Raw genomic sequence first — 16,216 nt, forward strand, 5'->3', positions numbered from 1 at the left:
TAGCCTTAGAGCTTCCAAAAATAAGGCTTATTGATGAATGATAAAAGCTTATCTTGTGGTTAATTACACAGAATCGCTAAAAAAAGAACATTTTTTGTAATGAGTGACCAGGATATCGCCCAAAACCTTAAATCAATTCAACAAAAAATTGAAAAGGCTGCTACCGAATCAGGCAGAGACCCTGACGAGATTGTCCTCGTAGCGGTAAGTAAAACCAAACCCACGGAGGATATCCTGACGGCTATTAAAGCCGGACATTTACAGTTCGGGGAAAATCGGATGAAAGAGCTTGAAGATAAAATGGCTGAGATAGAACTGCCGGAGGTTGTTTGGCACTTTATTGGAAATCTTCAAACCAATAAAATCAAATACATTGCTGATCGGGTAGACTGGATACACTCTGTAGAAAAGGCTAAATACCTGAACGAGATTAACAAAAGAGCGGGTAACGCTGATCGGGTAATAAATGCTTTGATACAGGTGAATATTAGTGGTGAAAAGCAGAAAGGTGGCTGTGAGCCAGAAGATTTGGCTAATATTTTAAAGTCGGCACAAGATTATGAGCATGTGAGTGTTCGGGGATTAATGGGAATGGCTACTTTTGTTGATGATGCAGAAGACGTGCGTTCAGAATTTAAACTGCTGAAACAGCTTTTTGATTCACACCAAAAATACAATGGCGGCAGCGTAAACCTGGAGCACCTTTCGATGGGCATGACCAACGACATGGAAGTGGCTATTCAGGAAGGAGCAACGATGGTGAGAATAGGTAGTGCCATCTTTGGTGAGCGCAACTATGATTAGCTTGACGCGTAGTAATTTTAAGCTATATTTAAGAACCTTAACTAAATTCTAAGAGGGCATTATGTTATTTGGATTACCATGGTATGCTGTTGTAGCATTAGCATCTGTTATAGGCGGACTTTTATATGCTTATAAAGAAAAGGAAATGGAAATGGAGGAAAAACGCCTTGGAAGCTCCCGTGAACTTAATGAAATGAGAAAGGTAGTTCACAATCTGAAATCTCGTGTGGAAAACCTGGAGGCTATTGTAACCGAAGAAAAGCGACACGCCTCTGCAAGTAATTCTGATTCACTGAGTGATATTGAAATTGAGGATGAAGTTGAAGGTCAAAATTCCGATAATATCGGTTCAAAAAGGAAAACAAGAGCTTAATATACTGGAGTAACTATGCCTGAAGAAATTATGATTTTATCGATTGTTGCAATCGTATTTGGAACAGGGCTGACAGCCTTGGTTTTGACCGGCATATACAATCTTATAAAAGCAAAAATCGATCAAGGGAAAAATTCTTCTGGAGATATAAACCCTCAGTTTTTCAAAGCGTTGGGCGAGTTTAAAAAGAATACAGAACGGCGTATTTCCAGTCTTGAAGAAGCGGTTGCTGATATTGAAGAAGAACGCTATCTGGTTGATGACGGAGAGAAGTCGATGCCGGAAATTGAAATAGAAGAAGAGGAAGTTCGTTCAACATCTAAAAAAGAAAAAGATGAGGATGGAAATCTCAGGAACATGTTAAACGAATAAATGGTATTTTAATTAAGCTTTAAGGTCCACAAAAAACACTTGGTTATGAAACTCACTCCGCTTGAAATAAAACAACAAACTTTTGAGAAGGGGCTTCGCGGGTATGATACAGCAGATGTACAGGCTTTTCTTACGCTGGTATCAAATGAATTTGAACACCTGATCAATAAAAATAAAGAGCTTGAGCAGCAAATTGATAAGCTGACCGAACGTGTAAAGCACTACGAGCGGGTGGAAGATGCACTGCATGAAACACTGCAAACGGCAAAAGAGTCGATGGAGCAAAAGGTTTCCGGTGCAAAACAGGAAGCAAAAAACACCCTCGAAAAAGCTGAAATGGAAGCGGATGCCATCATCAAGGAAGCAAACCACAACCGGCAGCAAATCCGCCAGAGTATTCTCCGGTTGCTGGATCGTCGGGAAGAAATTATAAACGGAATAAGCTCTTATCTCGAAAACGCTAAGAAATCGGTGGAGCAATTCGGTAAAGACGAAATGGAAGTTTTTCAGCTTCCTAAAGAAGAGAAGCTGGAAGAGTCGCTTGATAATGTGAAGCGCCCAACCAAGTTTATGCTTGATGAAGAGGGTGAGGCTGACGGTGTGAAATCAGCAAAAAAAGAAAATGAAGATGATGAGGAAGAGGACCATGCATTTCCTCCCGGAAGCGACCGGCTAGATGATATTCTTGATGAAATAGATTAGCCGTTGCCGTATTTTTGCAGATCTGTATACAGCCAATTGACACCCATTAAAGAAACTCTATGAAATACGATACGGTTGAGGAATTTCGAAATAAAAGAGATGAAGCAGTAAATTTTATCAAGGGAGAAACGGAGTTTCAGCCGGAATATCTGCTTATTCTCGGTACAGGTTTGGGGCAGCTCGCCGACGAAATAGAGGCCGAACAAGTCATAAGCTATGCTGATATTCCTCACTTCCCGGTGTCAACGGTAGAAAGCCATGCGGGAAAGCTGATTTTCGGAAGGCTTGGCGGAAAGGAAGTGGTAGCCATGCAGGGGCGTTTTCATTACTATGAGGGTTATACCATGCAGCAAATTGCTTTTCCGGTTCGTGTGGCAAAGGCTATTGGTGCTCAGTCACTATTTGTGAGTAATGCTTGTGGAGGCCTGAATCCAAACTTCAGCCGGGGTGATATTATGTTGATTAAGGACCATATCAACTTTTTGGGTGACAATCCTCTTATTGGCCCAAATGATGATGAGTTGGGACCGCGCTTTCCTGATATGAGTGAACCATATACAGAGCGATTGTTGGAGCTGGCAGAGAATGTCGCTCTTGAAAACTCTATCAAGATGCATCAGGGAGTTTACCTTGCTGTAACCGGCCCTATGCTGGAAACAAAAGCGGAATACAGATATATGCGTCAGCTTGGTGCAGATGTGGTAGGAATGAGTACTGTTCCGGAAGTAATTTCGGCCGTTCATATGGGCATGGATGTACTTGGTATTTCAGTAATTACAGATGAGTGCTTTCCTGATGCGTTAGAACCGGTGGATATTGAAGATGTGCTGGCTGCTGCGGCTATGGCCGAGCCCAAAATGACCCAGGTAATTATTAATGTTTTAGAGCGGTTATAAACAACTTTTTATCCACAAAAAGCGTTACTTTTCCACAAAGTATTGCATTACTACCAACAATTCCTTTTTTATAATAAACAGCAACCAATAGCCTGCCTATATGCAACAGCATTTTGATGGATTCGATGATGAACAGTGGGACGAATTCAAGTGGGAAGCTCACTTAAACGAAGTAGAGAAAAAAAGTGAGCAGCTTAGAAAGTTTATAGCTTCCGACCCGAAAGGAAATACTCCAAGATGGCTGACTTTGCTTCAGGAAAGTCAAAATGAGGACGACGCCTTTGAAGCCTATGTAGAGGAAGAACTGTTGATGGATGAAGCCTATTTCCCGGAAGACGAAGATGATTGGGATGATGAGGATGACGACTGGGATGACGAGGATTTCCTCTTTGGCTTGAATGGAGATGGCCTGATGGATCAGTCTGAAGAAGATGAAGATTATGATGAGTTCGATGAAGGGGAAGAGTGGAAAAGCCTGAGTGACGAGTATATGTATACGGACTATGGCTCACTCGAGGATCTTGAAGCTTTCTTTGAAGCCAAGGAATTTGCTGTAGATATTCTGAAGTGGGCCGAAACGGTTCCCGCAAAACAGCAGTCTAAAGACTTTCAGGAATTTGTAGACGAAACCTTAAAGATTGGAGCCAAGCTTGCAGGCGGGCACTCATTTGGGTTTGAGCAGGAATATATTGGTGCCAATATAGCTTACTCTAAAAAAGCTTTAGCAAGTGCAAACCATGCGCTTGAACTGCTTCAAGCTCTGAAGAAGAAATCACTCTTTGCTAAAAAAGAATACCTGGAGTTCCATTCCGTTTTGTTTGAACTGAGAAATGATATCGGAATTTATATTCAGGAACTGCGGGATCAATTTCGTTTGGGCTTAGAATAATTTCAAAACTTAATAATCTGGTAGAGACACAAAGATTTGTGTCTCTACTTTTTTTTGAAACTATTCCCAGATTCCTACCTCTTTATTTCCGTCAGAATCAGTTGCAGCGCGGAACATAGATCCGGTATTTGTTTTCATAGAAATGTTGCCATATTTATCAACGGCGATAAAGCCGGCGTCACCGGGCTCAAGCACGTCATCAACCAGGTAATCCATAGATGCCTGCAGCGAGGTATTTTTAAACTCCATGTAAGCAGCCAGTGTATGTGCTGAAACGTTTAACATGATTTTCTCTCCCCATCCTGTGGCAGATACAGCAATTAAGTCGTTGGCATAGGTTCCTGACCCAATGATAGGCACATCGCCAACACGGCCATACTTCTTATTGGTCATGCCACCCGTGGATGTGGCCGCGGCAAGGTTGCCATTTTTGTCCAGAGCAACAGCTCCAACGGTTCCGTATTTCCATTCTTTTTGTTGATTAGTTTCAATCAGACTTGACTCCTGTTCTTCAGCCTGTGCTCTTTTCAGCGATTGAAAACGACGTTCGGTATAAAAGTATTCAGGATCTACGCGCTCCACATCTGTTTCATCAGCAAAGGTTTCAGCGCCATCAGCAGAAAAGAAAACATGCTTCGATTCAGTCATAACTTTTCTGGCTAAAGAGATCGGGTTTTTTACCGTAGTTACACCGGTAATGGCACCTGCATTCAGGGTTGAACCATCCATGATAGCTGCATCAAGTTCATTTTTTCCTTCCGAAGTAAATACAGCTCCTTTTCCTGCATTATAGAGTTCGTTGTCTTCCAGGTAGTTGACTGTTTTCTCGATTGCATCTAATGCAGAACCCCCATTTTCCAAGATTTCAGCACCAATGTTTAAGGCTTCCTCCAGAGATTTCATATAAGCTTCTTTGCGATCTTCAGGCATGTCTTTTGAAACATAGCCGGCGCCTCCATGCAGGGCAATAGCCCATTCTTTTTGAGCGGGTTGCGAAGAGTTAGCGTCTTGGGATTGTGTGCATCCCAGAGTAAAAGTGAACAATAGAAGAGCAAAGAAAATGTTTTTCATAACAGGTAGTTAGTTAGCTTTGATGGATTATAACTCTCAAAAAACCCATTTTAAAGTGTAGAGCTTTTCATTTACCTATTTTAGCAGTTAGGTTTTTAATGACTATAGAAATACTGCGTCGTGATTAAAAAAATAGATGCTGAAATCAGGCATAAAAAAAGGGCAGCCTCAGCAAAGACTGCCCCTCTATACGTAAATTAAGAAGTGATTTTATGCTTCTACTGGCGCACTTTCTACTACCTGAACATTCAGGTGTAATTTCACTTGATCGGCAACTACTACACTGCCAGCTTCAGTGACGGCATTCCATTTTAGTCCAAATTCTTTACGATTTACTGAACCGTTAATTTCAAAACCAGCTTTTGTTTGACCATATGGATCATCAACAGTTCCGCCATGCTCCACATTTAGTGTTACCTCTTTTGTGATGTCGCGGATGGTAAGATTTCCGGTCAGTTCGTAATTGTCTCCGCCTTTATTTTTGAAAGAGGTAGATTCAAACTTGAGTTTAGGATATTGTTCAGCGTTAAAGAAATCGTCAGACTTTAAGTGAGTGTCTCTGTCAGCATTGTTTGTGGTGATGCTGTCAATATCTGCTTCAAATTTTACAGAAGCATTTTCAAAAGAATCACCCTCTGTAGTCAGAGAGCCATTGAAACTTTTGAAATTACCAGTTACCGTTGAAATAACCAGGTGTTTTACTTTAAACTGAATCTCTGAATGAGTAGGGTCTATATTCCAGGTTGCCATAATAATATAATTAGATTAGTATTAAATAATTTAATGTTGAACTAAATTACGTACTATTAACTCATCCTCACAATAGATAGTTCCTATTGGCTCAATTATTAAACTTGTCAGGATTTATGGGAGGCGTTCTGTATGGTGCTGGATGAGGTAATTGCAAAAAGAAGCTAAAACAGTTTGGGAATTAGTTTTAAAGATGAAAAATTAATTTATTAGTGCTCCAAACTAATTAAGGTTTATAGGGCATGAAAAAGAAGATCAAAATAGTACAGGCAATAGTAATAGCAATCTGTGTTTTACAAAGCATGGGTATTCAGGCTCAAATGGTTTTTTGGCCTGACGCTACCTACAACCCCGAAATTACATCGCCTGAGGAGTTTCTTGGTTACGAAGCTGGAAGTTATCTTACGGATCACTTCCAGATGATTGACTACATTCACCTTTTGAAAGAGCAAGCTCCGGAGCGTGTTGAAGTTATTAAAATAGGCAAATCTATGGAGCGCAGAGATATGTATCTGGTGGTCATTAGCTCTGAAGAAAATATGGCCAGGCTGGAAAGTATCCGAACTAAAGTTAGTAGCCTCAAGGATCCGGTAAATACTTCAAATGAGGAAGCGCGGGAGATCGCATCTAATACTCCGGTTATAACGTGGATGAACTATGCTAATGACGGAGATGAGTCGGCAGCCTTCGAAGCTGGACTTCAGGTTACGTATCATTTTGCTGCTGGTACAGATTCGGAAACGCAAGCCGTGTTGGACGAATCGGTTATTGTAATTAACACTGCACACAACCCGGACAGCCACCAGCGGCATGTGACCTGGATGAAGGCTTCGATTGTTGGAGGCGGAACTCCGGACAGGATTGCATCAGAGCATGCCGGGGACTGGCGAATGTCGAACAGCAATAGTCGCTATCAAATTGATATGAATCGGGATGGTTTTGCTCTTACTCAGGATGAGAGTAAAATAGTTTCTGAGAACATGCAGTATTGGAGCCCGCAAGTTTGGGTTGACTATCATGGAGAACCAGAAGAATACTTTTTTGCTCCCTATGCTATTCCTGTAAACCCTAATTATCCGGGTACTACCAATAAATGGGCAAATGTAATTGGCGAAAATAACGCAAAGGCTTTTGATGAATTTGGTTGGACTTATTATGCCCGGGAAGTCTTTGATTTACATTATCCTGGTTATTGGGATTCCTATCCTGCTTTCAATGGGGCTATTGGGATGACCTATGAAACCAATGGAGGAGGAGATAAAGGTTTGGTATACCGCAAACTTGATGGTACACTCTCAACCCTGAAAAAAGCCATCCACCACCATGTAGTAGCAAGTATTGCCACTGCTATCACGACGGCTCAAAACCGTGAAAAAATGTTACTGGATTATTACAGCTTTTTTAAAAGTGGAATGGATGAAGTCAAGAGCGAAACAGTTAAACAAATAGCACTGGTACCTGGAAGTCAGGAAAATGACGTGCATGACTTGGTGAGACTATTATTGGATCATGAAATTAAAGTGTATAAAACGGGGGAGCAAAAAACCGCACAAGGAATTAATTATCTGTCTGGGAGAAATGAACGAATTACACTTCCAGCCGGAACATTTGTTGTACCAATGGCTCAACCCAATAAACGACTGGCGAAAGTGCTGCTGGAAAGAAATACGGATATACAACCTGAGTTTCTCGAAGAAGCGCTAAAAGCTTATGACTACAACAAATCTGTAGGAGAAAATGCTCCCAAACAATCGCTCGGATTTTATGATGTAACTGCATGGTCGTTGCCTTTGACTTACAATATTAATACTGCTGGGTTGACCCGCGAAATAAGCGGCTTGGTAGAAATCTCAGGTACGCCAGAGAGAGAGGGAGGTGTAGTTGGGAGCAAAAAAGCCAATTATGCCTACTACTTTGATTACCAGTCGAATGATGCGGCACGCCTTTTAAGCCGGCTGATTCAAGAAGAATTCAACGTTTCTATTTCCACAAAGCAAGTAAGCTTGAATGGGAAAGACTATAAGCGAGGCGTGGTAATAGCACGTGTTCAGCGAAATCCTGCTAATCTATATGATCGGATAAATGCTTTAGCAACAGAAATAGGAATACGAGTAGAAACGACCGACGCTGCCTGGACAGAAAAAGGCATTTTGCTTGGCTCAAGAAATGTCGTAAGTCTGCATAAACCCAAAGTTATGGTTTTGATGGAAGAGCCGGTTAGTGAAAATGGGTTTGGTGCTATCTGGTTTAACCTGGAAGAGAGATATAAGTTAGATTTTACAGCAGTACGGTTCGAGGATTTTAACCGTGCAAATTTATATGATTTTGATGTTATCATTTTGCCACCGGGATCTTCATCAGGATACCTGAACGGTTTAGGAGAGCAGGGAATCTCCTCCTTAAAAAACTGGATTTCGAATGGTGGAACATTTATAGGAATCAAAGAGGGAGCTGTTTTTGCCGCTAACGAAAAGGTCAACCTTACCAGCTCTCGTCTTTTGGGCAGCCAGGAAGATACCTCTGTAGACTTTACTCCGGGAGCCATCTTAAAGGCGAATTTAGACCTGAATCACTTCCTCACTCTGGGATTTGAGGATGAGTTACCCGTGCATGTATTCAGTTCAAATATATTTACGCCAAGCGAAAAAGGAGCAAATGTAGCCGTTTATGACACTGAAAGCCCTAAAATGAGTGGATTTATCTTCGAAGAAAATGAACAAAATTTTAGTGGCAATCCATATCTGATACACGAACCTATGGGACGTGGTAATGTTATCCTGTTTCCCGAAGAACCAACCTTCCGTTTATATTGGAGAGGCCCTGAAAGGCTTCTTATAAATAGTATTATTTTACCAAACAGCTTTTAAAAAATATTAAGTAGTTATGTATAAGAAGTTGCTATCTACAAATATCAATAAATTTATAAGCGCCGATTATGCCGTATTATTATTAAGAATTGGGGCCGGTCTTATTATTTTCACTCATGGCCTTCCAAAACTGATGAAAGTTTTTGCCGGCGATTTTAGCTTTGGAGATCCCATTGGGATTGGGCCAGAGCTTTCACTTATTCTCGCGGCTTTTGCGGAAGGAATTTGCGGCTTGTTTATCACTTTGGGTCTTTGGACAAGACTATCAGCAATCATTCTTTCCATTAATATGGCAGTAGCTTTATTTTTTGCTCATGCCGGAGACCCATTCAGTGCCAAGGAAAAGTCCCTGTTATTCTTGCTAATGTTTGTTGTTATACTGTTTATGGGTGGAGGGAAATACTCGGTAGACAAGAAAATGGGTGGCTAAACTCACTTAAGTTTTTATAAACAACGTAAAATCAACAGAATATCAGGGGATTCTTCAGCTTTCCTTCAAAGTTAAAAGGTATTTTGGGTTGTTATGAAGTTGCTTATAGTCGAAGACAACCCTGATTTGCTCGAAAATATTCTTACCTACCTCAAAAGGGAAGGCTATATCTGTGAAACAGCAGAAGACTATGACACTGCGTTTAACAAGATCATGTCGTATACCTATGACGTAGCCCTCATTGACATCATGATTCCCGGCGGAGATGGACTTCAGGTTTTGCAAGAGTTGAAGTCCGTTAAGCCTGAAACAGGAACGATTATTATCTCTGCAAAGAACTCTTTAGATGATAAAGTGAAAGGATTGGAACTTGGTGCAGATGATTATCTAACAAAACCTTTTCAGCTGGCTGAACTTCAGGCTCGTATTAAAGCGGTTAACCGTAGAAACAACTTGGGCGGGAAGGAGGTTCTGGAGGTCAATGAAATTTCCATCAATACAAAAACGATGGAGGTTGCAGTAAATAATACCCCTGTTGATTTGACGCCCAAGGAATATGATCTGCTGGTCTATTTTACGTCTAATAAAAACCATGTGCTTTCCAAACAAACCATAGCGGAGCATTTGTGGGGAGATTATGTAGACCATCTTGAGAACCTGGATTTTGTATATCAGCACATCAAAAACCTTCGGAAAAAATTAGCTGAAGCCGGAGGCACCGACTATATAGAAAGCGTGTATAGTATTGGTTATAAGTTCAACACGAACAAAAAAGTGTCATGAAGCTGATAACCAAATTCCTGCTTATTTACTTATTTGTGAGTACCATCGTTTTGGGAATAGGTGGCGTTATATCCTATTACATTATAAAGGATGAAATAGATCAAGAGCTGAAATGGGAATTTCTGGATCGGATAGATCGGGTAACGTATTTGCTGGAACAGGGCAAAACCTTTGAGGGGCTGGAAGGAGTTAATCAGGATGAGAACCTGGTCATCAGGAGTCTTCCCTATAATCTTGAAAATAATGTAGAAGTAACAGATACATTAATTTGGGATAGCCGGCTTGAGCAGGAGGAAAAAAACGTAAAAGTATCGGCCTACCGCACCATTCAGGACACTACATACTATATATCCACGTATGGAAATATGATTGAGTCGAATGATGTTCGCGAAGCCGTAATCACCATTCTTCTGTGGATCTTAGGGCTTCAGGTGGCTGGTGCCATCGGGATAGGATACTTTGTTTCTGGTCCGCTGTTCAAGCCTTTCCGAAATACGCTTAAACGGATTCAGGGATTTCAGCTGAACGAGAGTGAGTTCCTCAAAGCTGAGAAAACAAATGTTCAGGAGTTTAAAGACCTGAATCAGTTTGTTGAAGAGATGACAAAGAAAGCGGTATCGGACTATAAAAATCTAAAAGAATTCGCGGAAAATGCTTCCCATGAACTTCAGACTCCCCTTGCAATAGCCAAAGGAAAGTTGGAGTTACTCACAGAAACACCGCTGAATGAAGAGCAATACAGGTATGTAGAAAGTCTGGAGAAAACGATCAAAAAGTTATCCAGATTAAGTGAGTCTCTGGCGTTGCTCACCAAAATCGAGAATCATGAATTCATAGATGGTGAAGTAGTAAATCTTAGCAACTTGATAACAGAGGGAATAGAGGCTTTTAAAGAATTTGCAGAGCTCCATAACCTGACTATCAACACGGAAATTGAGAATGGGGTGTCCATTAACATGCATCCTGTGCTGGCAGAAATACTTTGGAGCAATCTGTTTCAGAATGCAATCCGTCATAATATTAAAGATGGGAGCATCAGGGTTATTCTGACACCAGAAAAACTAAAAGTATCTAATACCGGTAACAATTTAAAAGTTAAACCTGAGCAGTTATTTGAACGATTTAAGAAAGCTGATCCAAGTTCAAATAGCATTGGCCTGGGGCTGTCCATCATCAAGCGAATTGCCGATCAAAATGATATGGATATCACTTATGTGAATGAAAATTCATGGCACCATCTGGAAATTAGTTTAAAGACTGTAAAAACAGGCTGATCTTCAAATTTGCTTCAGGATTGATTCAAAATTAAGGCATGATTGAGCGGTAATTTTCATTACACAGACAGACTATTCAATCAGGGCATTAATCTAATAATCATGAAAAAACTCATCGTTCTTACATTTATTTCTTTCATTCAATTTGGTTTTGCCGGGTTGTTACAAGCTCAGACCACAACTGTTTCCGGAACTGTTGTAGATGATGAATCCAGTCCTTTAATTAATGCAACTGTAGCCTTATATCGACCCGCGAGTGATTCAATTGTTGAAGGAACAGCGACTTCAACCGAAGGTAATTTTATCATTGAAGCAGAACCAGGGACGTATAATCTTGAGATTAGCTTCCTTTCTTTTCAGGAATACACCCGGGAAATAGAGCTTATTGAAGGAGAAAACCTTGACTTGGAAATCATACAATTGATGCCTGCTCAGGAAAGTTTAGGTGATCTTGAAGTTCAGGGAGAGCGGTCATACATGGAAATGAATTTCGATAGCCGAAGCTTTAACGTGCAGGACGATGTCACCAGCCTTGGTGGTTCGGCTTTGGATGTTCTCGACAATGTGCCTTCTATCACTACCGATTTTGAAGGAAATGTAAGCCTTCGTGGAAACCAGGGAGTTCAGATTCTAATCAACGGCCGTCCGTCAAATTTGGTGCGAAATGGAACGGATGCACTGAGCAGTATTCCGTCCAGCATGATTGAGGAAGTAAAAATTATTACAAATCCATCAGCAAGATATTCCGCTGATGGAACGGGTGGTATCATAGACATAATTTTAATTGATGATGCAAACCTTGGCTTTAATGGAAGCGTAAGAGCTGAGGCCAGTTACCCGCAGGAATATGGGATAGGTACAAACCTGAATTACCAGAGAAACAAGGTCAACTGGTTTATGAATGCCCAGGTTGAATATGGCAGTGAGCCGGAATCCGGGAGTACATTCCAAAGCTTTAGCAGCGATACCACCTATGCATATCGTGAACTGGTGGATACAGATGAGACCGAAAGAGAGGCTAACATAAACTTTGGCGCAGATATTTATTTACCTGCTGAGCAATTATTAACTCTGTCAACACGGATAAGCCTTGAAAATCAAACCGAAGACCGGGACCTGAACTACATTGATTATGACCCAACCAATGATCAGGTCTATCAATCCATATCGGATAACTGGGGAGTTGTGCGGCAAACAACACGGGATGTAATTGAGGAACAACGGGAGAGCGATTTTGATATCCGGGCTCAATATGAAAAAACATTCAGTGATGAGAATGACCATAAGCTGGTAGCCGATCTGGACTTTGAATTCGGAGAAGAAGGAGAAGAAGTAGACTTTGAACAATTTATACAGCAAGGGGCAGGCAACTCTGTTCAGCAGCGGACCAATGGAGATGAAACGTATCGTGAAGCCAGGCTTGATGTTGATTATGAACGCGGTCTGGGAGATGCAGGCAAACTTGAAGCCGGACTTCGTTTCAATTACGACTGGCAGGATAATGATTATATAGTGGAGGAACTCCAAAATGGGGAGTGGGTCCGTTCTCAAGAAAACATCGGTGCTGCTGATAACTTCCGGTATTTGGAAAATGTGAATGCAGCCTATGCCATTTTTAACGGGGAGCTGGAGCCTTTTACCTATCAGGTGGGGTTAAGGGCTGAGAATACAAGAATTGAATCGGAACTGGATCAGTCAGGCAATAAAAGCTCACAGAATTACACGAATTTGTTTCCGAGCGTGTTTCTCTCTTATACACTTAACGAACTAAACTCCTTTCAGGCAAGTTACAGCCGCAGGATTTCGCGCCCATGGTCTGGACAATTGCTGCCGTTTACAGAAATCCAAAATGAACGGGAGCGCGAAATTGGTAATCCAGACCTGAAGCCAGAGTTTGGGAATTCATTTGAGCTGGGCTATCTGCGATACTGGGAAACAGGGTCGGTATTGACCAGTGTTTACTACCGGTACAGAACGCAGGTAATCGAAGATATTGAGACCACGGAAATTATTAATGGGCAACCTGTTAATGTTGAACGGCCTTTTAATCTTGCTTCGGAAGATGCCTGGGGTGTTGAGTTTTCTGCAGATCAGGATCTGTTTGAAGGACTGCAGCTTTCCGGTAGCCTGAATATTTATCAATCGAGCAGGGAAGGAGAGTTTGAAGGAATTTTATACACCAGTGAGTCAGAGTCTTTTACCAGCCGGTTGAGAATCAGGTGGCAATTTCTGGATGGGTGGAACTTCCAAAGCTATTTATCCTATCGCGGGGCCGAGCAAACTACCCAGGGCCGAAGAGCTGGCCGATCTTTTGTGGGAACAGGATTGTCAAAGGAGCTAATGGATGGCCGGGCAAACATCTCTCTGAATGTCAGGGATGTGTTCAACTCCCGGAATAGTGACCGTGAAATTATAGAACCCAATTTATACCGTAACAGTCAGTACAGCTGGTCGAGCCGACAATTCCGCGTGAATTTCCGATACAATTTCGGAGGGAATGATGATGATAGAAGAGGCAGAAGGTGAAGGCTTAATGAACGTGTTTAACCCTTTTCTGTAGCTAAAAGAAAAAGCCGAAAGCTTTGAGGCAATCGGCTTAAAAGTACGCCCGGAAGAAAGTAAAAGTGTTCATTTTATTACACTTAAATGCGCTTTAATGATACCTTGAGGCCGGTTTGGTTTTCTGTTTAAGTGGGCAAAGGGTAGGTAAATGAAAGATTTGTTTGCCGGAAATTTGGAATAAATATCATCCCATCTTTCCAACAAACCAACTTAATCTACTTAATTTTCATGTTACTTTATAAACGAAGGCATTGGTATTGAGTAAATGATATTGTCTGATTTTGAACTACTATTTCTCAATTTACTCGGAACCTGTAACACCTTGTGTGTTTTAAACCTGTGAGCTGATTTAGGATCGTGTGAAGGTAGATATATGACTGGACCTTGTTCTGCCAATCTCAAAATCTTCTTTTGCGTATTAACCGCTTGTTTTGTGTCTGGACTTACGCCATCCGGTTGAAGTTTTAATAAAAGCTCCTCTGTATAACTGGTATCTCCAGCCAGGAATATTTTCTCATTTCCGGTATCGACAACCACTGAAACGTGACCAGGAGTATGCCCCGGGGTTGGAACAATCATAATGCTTCCATCTTTGGTTACAGGAAATGATCGTGTAAATGGACCAAATTCCTGATCTCGAAATTCGACCTCATTTGGCTGAAACCAGTTCTCCCAATGTTGAGGTAAGTATCCTCTCAATTTACCTAACGTACCTTTAGCATTCTGATATTCTGTTTTTGGCACCAGAATATTACTGTTTGAAAAATGATACAGCCCCCCTGCATGATCTGTGTGAAAATGGGTGAGTATTACTGTATCTACTTCTTTAGGATCTACATCAAAACGGGCTAATTGATGGTCAATCTCCTCTTCTCTCGTTACATCCATTTTAACCGCATATCGGTAATAGGGATGCCATTTGGGAAAATATCCGGCACGCGAGGTCTTAGATGTTTCTCCGGTATCGATCACAAATGTTCCTTCAGGATGTTTGATCAACCAGGCATAAATTGGTAACCAAATAGTCCATTCATCGGAAGCGATTACACGAAGCATTCCTCCCTTTTCACGTGATTTCTGAGCTCTTTTTACCTTAACAGATCCTGTTTGTAGTGGATAAATTTCCATAATTACTCCTATAACTAGTTAAGTGTTCAGTTATAGGATATACAGGTCAGCAGCCAATCACTTGTATGAACCTGCTGTTCTTAAATATTTTTGAAGGAGTAATGCCATAATTTGATTTAAATGCCCTGTTCATATGTGGGGAATCCGTGAAACCCGCGGAGTATGCAGCCTCGGTAATTGATTCCCCATTAGCGAGCTTGAGAAGTGCGTGCCGCAGTCGCTGCCATAAAATATATTTCCGAATCGGAATACCTATCTGCTCAGAGAATAAATGCATCAATCTACTTGGACTTATATAAACAGTTTCAGCTAATTGTTCTACCGTAATAGTTTGATCGCTTAAATGCTCTTTAATCCAGTTAATACTTTCAGTGATCCGGTCGTCTAATTTATCCATTGAATCTGCTGCAGGCCAGCCTGTAATTAGTTCCCGAATTTGATGGGCTGTATCACAATTCAATGTTTGCTCTGTAAATGGTTTCAAATTAGATTCAAGATCTCCTAAAGAGGTCTTTATGACCTGTGAATCAGGCATTGACCTTTTGATTGAAAATTCCGGATCCAGCCATACCATAAGCACCTTCTCTGAACCGTCTAACTCAACCTGATGAGGTATGTCACCAGGTACAATAAAGGAATTTACATGTTTTGAGTTAAACCATTCTTTGGAACTGAGTTTAAAAGAATCAGATTTACTCAGGCCATATTGAACATAGTGATGAGCATGCATTTCAGATCTGCCATGTCGCCCCTGAAAGATCAGACAATCATCTAATATACAGTAGATATTTTGTGTTGTTTTTCCGAAAACGTCTTCGGGTTTTATTTTACTATTAATAATCACTCAATGATCAACTACTGAGAATATATATAAAATCCCTAATTAAGTAGGATGAAGAGCTCACTGAATACGAGAATTTTTAAGAGCCCTCAGCTCACTGTATCAAAAAATACCTACTTATTCTTGAGACGCTTAAATTCAAGAGTTGGAGTCCAAATCTCTTGTATAGTTCCATTTTAATTGATATTCGTTGGTAAAAAAATCTAAGTAGCAATAAAGTGCATTTAAGTGAAAATGTTTGCCATATGTTGGCCAAGCTAAAAATAAAACAGGCCGTTAAGTATTGTAAATTAGCAACTTAACGGCCTATAATAAGTACGCCCGGAAGGATTCGAAAATTAATCATGACTAAACGTCGCTTATCTATTAATGACGTTTAAAAGGTTGATAAGGCTATTTTAGCCTTTAATGAACAAAGTTTGTTTTGCTTATTTCAGTAATTTGTTATACCTATGTTATACCTAATAATCAAAG

General features: G+C 40.8%; 15 protein-coding genes. 11 read left to right on the forward strand and 4 right to left on the reverse strand.

What is annotated here, in order from left to right; genetic code table 11:
* Positions 1-99 precede the first annotated feature (99 nt).
* The 6 genes from RIB15_RS06555 to RIB15_RS06580 all read left to right on the forward strand — a co-directional run bounded on the left by RIB15_RS06555 (position 100) and on the right by RIB15_RS06580 (position 4,036).
* Positions 100-804, forward strand: coding sequence for a YggS family pyridoxal phosphate-dependent enzyme (locus RIB15_RS06555; protein ID WP_350201352.1), 705 nt, complete (start codon positions 100-102; stop codon positions 802-804).
* 61 nt (positions 805-865) lie between these two features.
* Complete coding sequence (locus RIB15_RS06560) at positions 866-1,177, forward strand: hypothetical protein (RefSeq protein WP_350201353.1); 312 nt, start codon at positions 866-868, stop codon at positions 1,175-1,177.
* A gap of 15 nt (positions 1,178-1,192) precedes the next feature.
* Positions 1,193-1,549 (forward strand): hypothetical protein, encoded by a 357-nt coding sequence (locus tag RIB15_RS06565; RefSeq protein WP_350201354.1) that lies wholly within the window; start codon positions 1,193-1,195, stop codon positions 1,547-1,549.
* 45 nt (positions 1,550-1,594) lie between these two features.
* Positions 1,595-2,251, forward strand: coding sequence for a DivIVA domain-containing protein (locus RIB15_RS06570; protein ID WP_350201355.1), 657 nt, complete (start codon positions 1,595-1,597; stop codon positions 2,249-2,251).
* A 59-nt stretch (positions 2,252-2,310) separates the two neighbouring features.
* Entirely contained in the window at positions 2,311-3,147 is an 837-nt protein-coding gene (locus RIB15_RS06575) for a purine-nucleoside phosphorylase (protein ID WP_350201356.1), read from the forward strand.
* Positions 3,148-3,247: 100 nt separating this feature from the next.
* Complete coding sequence (locus tag RIB15_RS06580; protein ID WP_350201357.1) at positions 3,248-4,036, forward strand: hypothetical protein; 789 nt, start codon at positions 3,248-3,250, stop codon at positions 4,034-4,036.
* A 60-nt stretch (positions 4,037-4,096) separates the two neighbouring features.
* Here the strand turns inward: RIB15_RS06580 and RIB15_RS06585 are convergent, their stop codons facing one another.
* Together RIB15_RS06585 and RIB15_RS06590 are read right to left on the reverse strand one after the other, a co-directional pair.
* Positions 4,097-5,107, reverse strand: coding sequence for an isoaspartyl peptidase/L-asparaginase family protein (locus tag RIB15_RS06585; protein WP_350201358.1), 1,011 nt, complete (start codon positions 5,105-5,107; stop codon positions 4,097-4,099).
* Positions 5,108-5,317: 210 nt separating this feature from the next.
* Positions 5,318-5,857: a YceI family protein gene (locus RIB15_RS06590; RefSeq protein ID WP_350201359.1), complete on the reverse strand. Its 540-nt coding sequence runs from the start codon at positions 5,855-5,857 to the stop codon at positions 5,318-5,320.
* 242 nt (positions 5,858-6,099) lie between these two features.
* Between RIB15_RS06590 and RIB15_RS06595 the strand changes: the two genes are divergently transcribed.
* The 5 genes from RIB15_RS06595 to RIB15_RS06615 all read left to right on the forward strand — a co-directional run bounded on the left by RIB15_RS06595 (position 6,100) and on the right by RIB15_RS06615 (position 13,737).
* A complete protein-coding gene (locus RIB15_RS06595) occupies positions 6,100-8,724 on the forward strand; it encodes a M14 family zinc carboxypeptidase (protein ID WP_350201360.1) in 2,625 nt (874 codons plus the stop codon).
* Between the two features lie 16 nt (positions 8,725-8,740).
* Complete coding sequence (locus RIB15_RS06600) at positions 8,741-9,154, forward strand: DoxX family protein (protein ID WP_350201361.1); 414 nt, start codon at positions 8,741-8,743, stop codon at positions 9,152-9,154.
* A 93-nt stretch (positions 9,155-9,247) separates the two neighbouring features.
* Positions 9,248-9,937 (forward strand): response regulator transcription factor, encoded by a 690-nt coding sequence (locus RIB15_RS06605; protein ID WP_350201362.1) that lies wholly within the window; start codon positions 9,248-9,250, stop codon positions 9,935-9,937.
* The gene (locus RIB15_RS06610) at positions 9,934-11,211 is read left to right on the forward strand and encodes a sensor histidine kinase (RefSeq protein ID WP_350201363.1); all 1,278 of its coding nucleotides are present in this window, start codon (positions 9,934-9,936) and stop codon (positions 11,209-11,211) included. Before RIB15_RS06605 ends, RIB15_RS06610 begins: the two co-directional genes overlap by 4 nt.
* A gap of 102 nt (positions 11,212-11,313) precedes the next feature.
* Positions 11,314-13,737 (forward strand): TonB-dependent receptor, encoded by a 2,424-nt coding sequence (locus RIB15_RS06615; RefSeq protein ID WP_350201364.1) that lies wholly within the window; start codon positions 11,314-11,316, stop codon positions 13,735-13,737.
* Positions 13,738-14,004: 267 nt separating this feature from the next.
* Here the strand turns inward: RIB15_RS06615 and RIB15_RS06620 are convergent, their stop codons facing one another.
* Both RIB15_RS06620 and RIB15_RS06625 read right to left on the reverse strand, forming a co-directional pair.
* A complete protein-coding gene (locus RIB15_RS06620; protein ID WP_350201365.1) occupies positions 14,005-14,901 on the reverse strand; it encodes an N-acyl homoserine lactonase family protein in 897 nt (298 codons plus the stop codon).
* 46 nt (positions 14,902-14,947) lie between these two features.
* Entirely contained in the window at positions 14,948-15,745 is a 798-nt protein-coding gene (locus tag RIB15_RS06625; protein WP_350201366.1) for a helix-turn-helix domain-containing protein, read from the reverse strand.
* Positions 15,746-16,216 lie beyond the last annotated feature (471 nt).

It is taken from the genome of Gracilimonas sp., from assembly GCF_040218225.1.
GTDB lineage: Bacteria > Bacteroidota > Rhodothermia > Balneolales > Balneolaceae > Gracilimonas.

What these genes read in the sequence shown, in the direction of transcription:
- RIB15_RS06555 (WP_350201352.1), top strand. Translation starts at nt 100, where the DNA reads ATGAGTGACCAGGATATCGCCCAAAACCTTAAATCAATTCAACAAAAA.
- RIB15_RS06560 (WP_350201353.1), top strand. Translation starts at nt 866, where the DNA reads ATGTTATTTGGATTACCATGGTATGCTGTTGTAGCATTAGCATCTGTT.
- RIB15_RS06565 (WP_350201354.1), top strand. Translation starts at nt 1,193, where the DNA reads ATGCCTGAAGAAATTATGATTTTATCGATTGTTGCAATCGTATTTGGA.
- RIB15_RS06570 (WP_350201355.1), top strand. Translation starts at nt 1,595, where the DNA reads ATGAAACTCACTCCGCTTGAAATAAAACAACAAACTTTTGAGAAGGGG.
- RIB15_RS06575 (WP_350201356.1), top strand. Translation starts at nt 2,311, where the DNA reads ATGAAATACGATACGGTTGAGGAATTTCGAAATAAAAGAGATGAAGCA.
- RIB15_RS06580 (WP_350201357.1), top strand. Translation starts at nt 3,248, where the DNA reads ATGCAACAGCATTTTGATGGATTCGATGATGAACAGTGGGACGAATTC.
- RIB15_RS06585 (WP_350201358.1), bottom strand. Translation starts at nt 5,107, where the DNA reads ATGAAAAACATTTTCTTTGCTCTTCTATTGTTCACTTTTACTCTGGGA.
- RIB15_RS06590 (WP_350201359.1), bottom strand. Translation starts at nt 5,857, where the DNA reads ATGGCAACCTGGAATATAGACCCTACTCATTCAGAGATTCAGTTTAAA.
- RIB15_RS06595 (WP_350201360.1), top strand. Translation starts at nt 6,100, where the DNA reads ATGAAAAAGAAGATCAAAATAGTACAGGCAATAGTAATAGCAATCTGT.
- RIB15_RS06600 (WP_350201361.1), top strand. Translation starts at nt 8,741, where the DNA reads ATGTATAAGAAGTTGCTATCTACAAATATCAATAAATTTATAAGCGCC.
- RIB15_RS06605 (WP_350201362.1), top strand. Translation starts at nt 9,248, where the DNA reads ATGAAGTTGCTTATAGTCGAAGACAACCCTGATTTGCTCGAAAATATT.
- RIB15_RS06610 (WP_350201363.1), top strand. Translation starts at nt 9,934, where the DNA reads ATGAAGCTGATAACCAAATTCCTGCTTATTTACTTATTTGTGAGTACC.
- RIB15_RS06615 (WP_350201364.1), top strand. Translation starts at nt 11,314, where the DNA reads ATGAAAAAACTCATCGTTCTTACATTTATTTCTTTCATTCAATTTGGT.
- RIB15_RS06620 (WP_350201365.1), bottom strand. Translation starts at nt 14,901, where the DNA reads ATGGAAATTTATCCACTACAAACAGGATCTGTTAAGGTAAAAAGAGCT.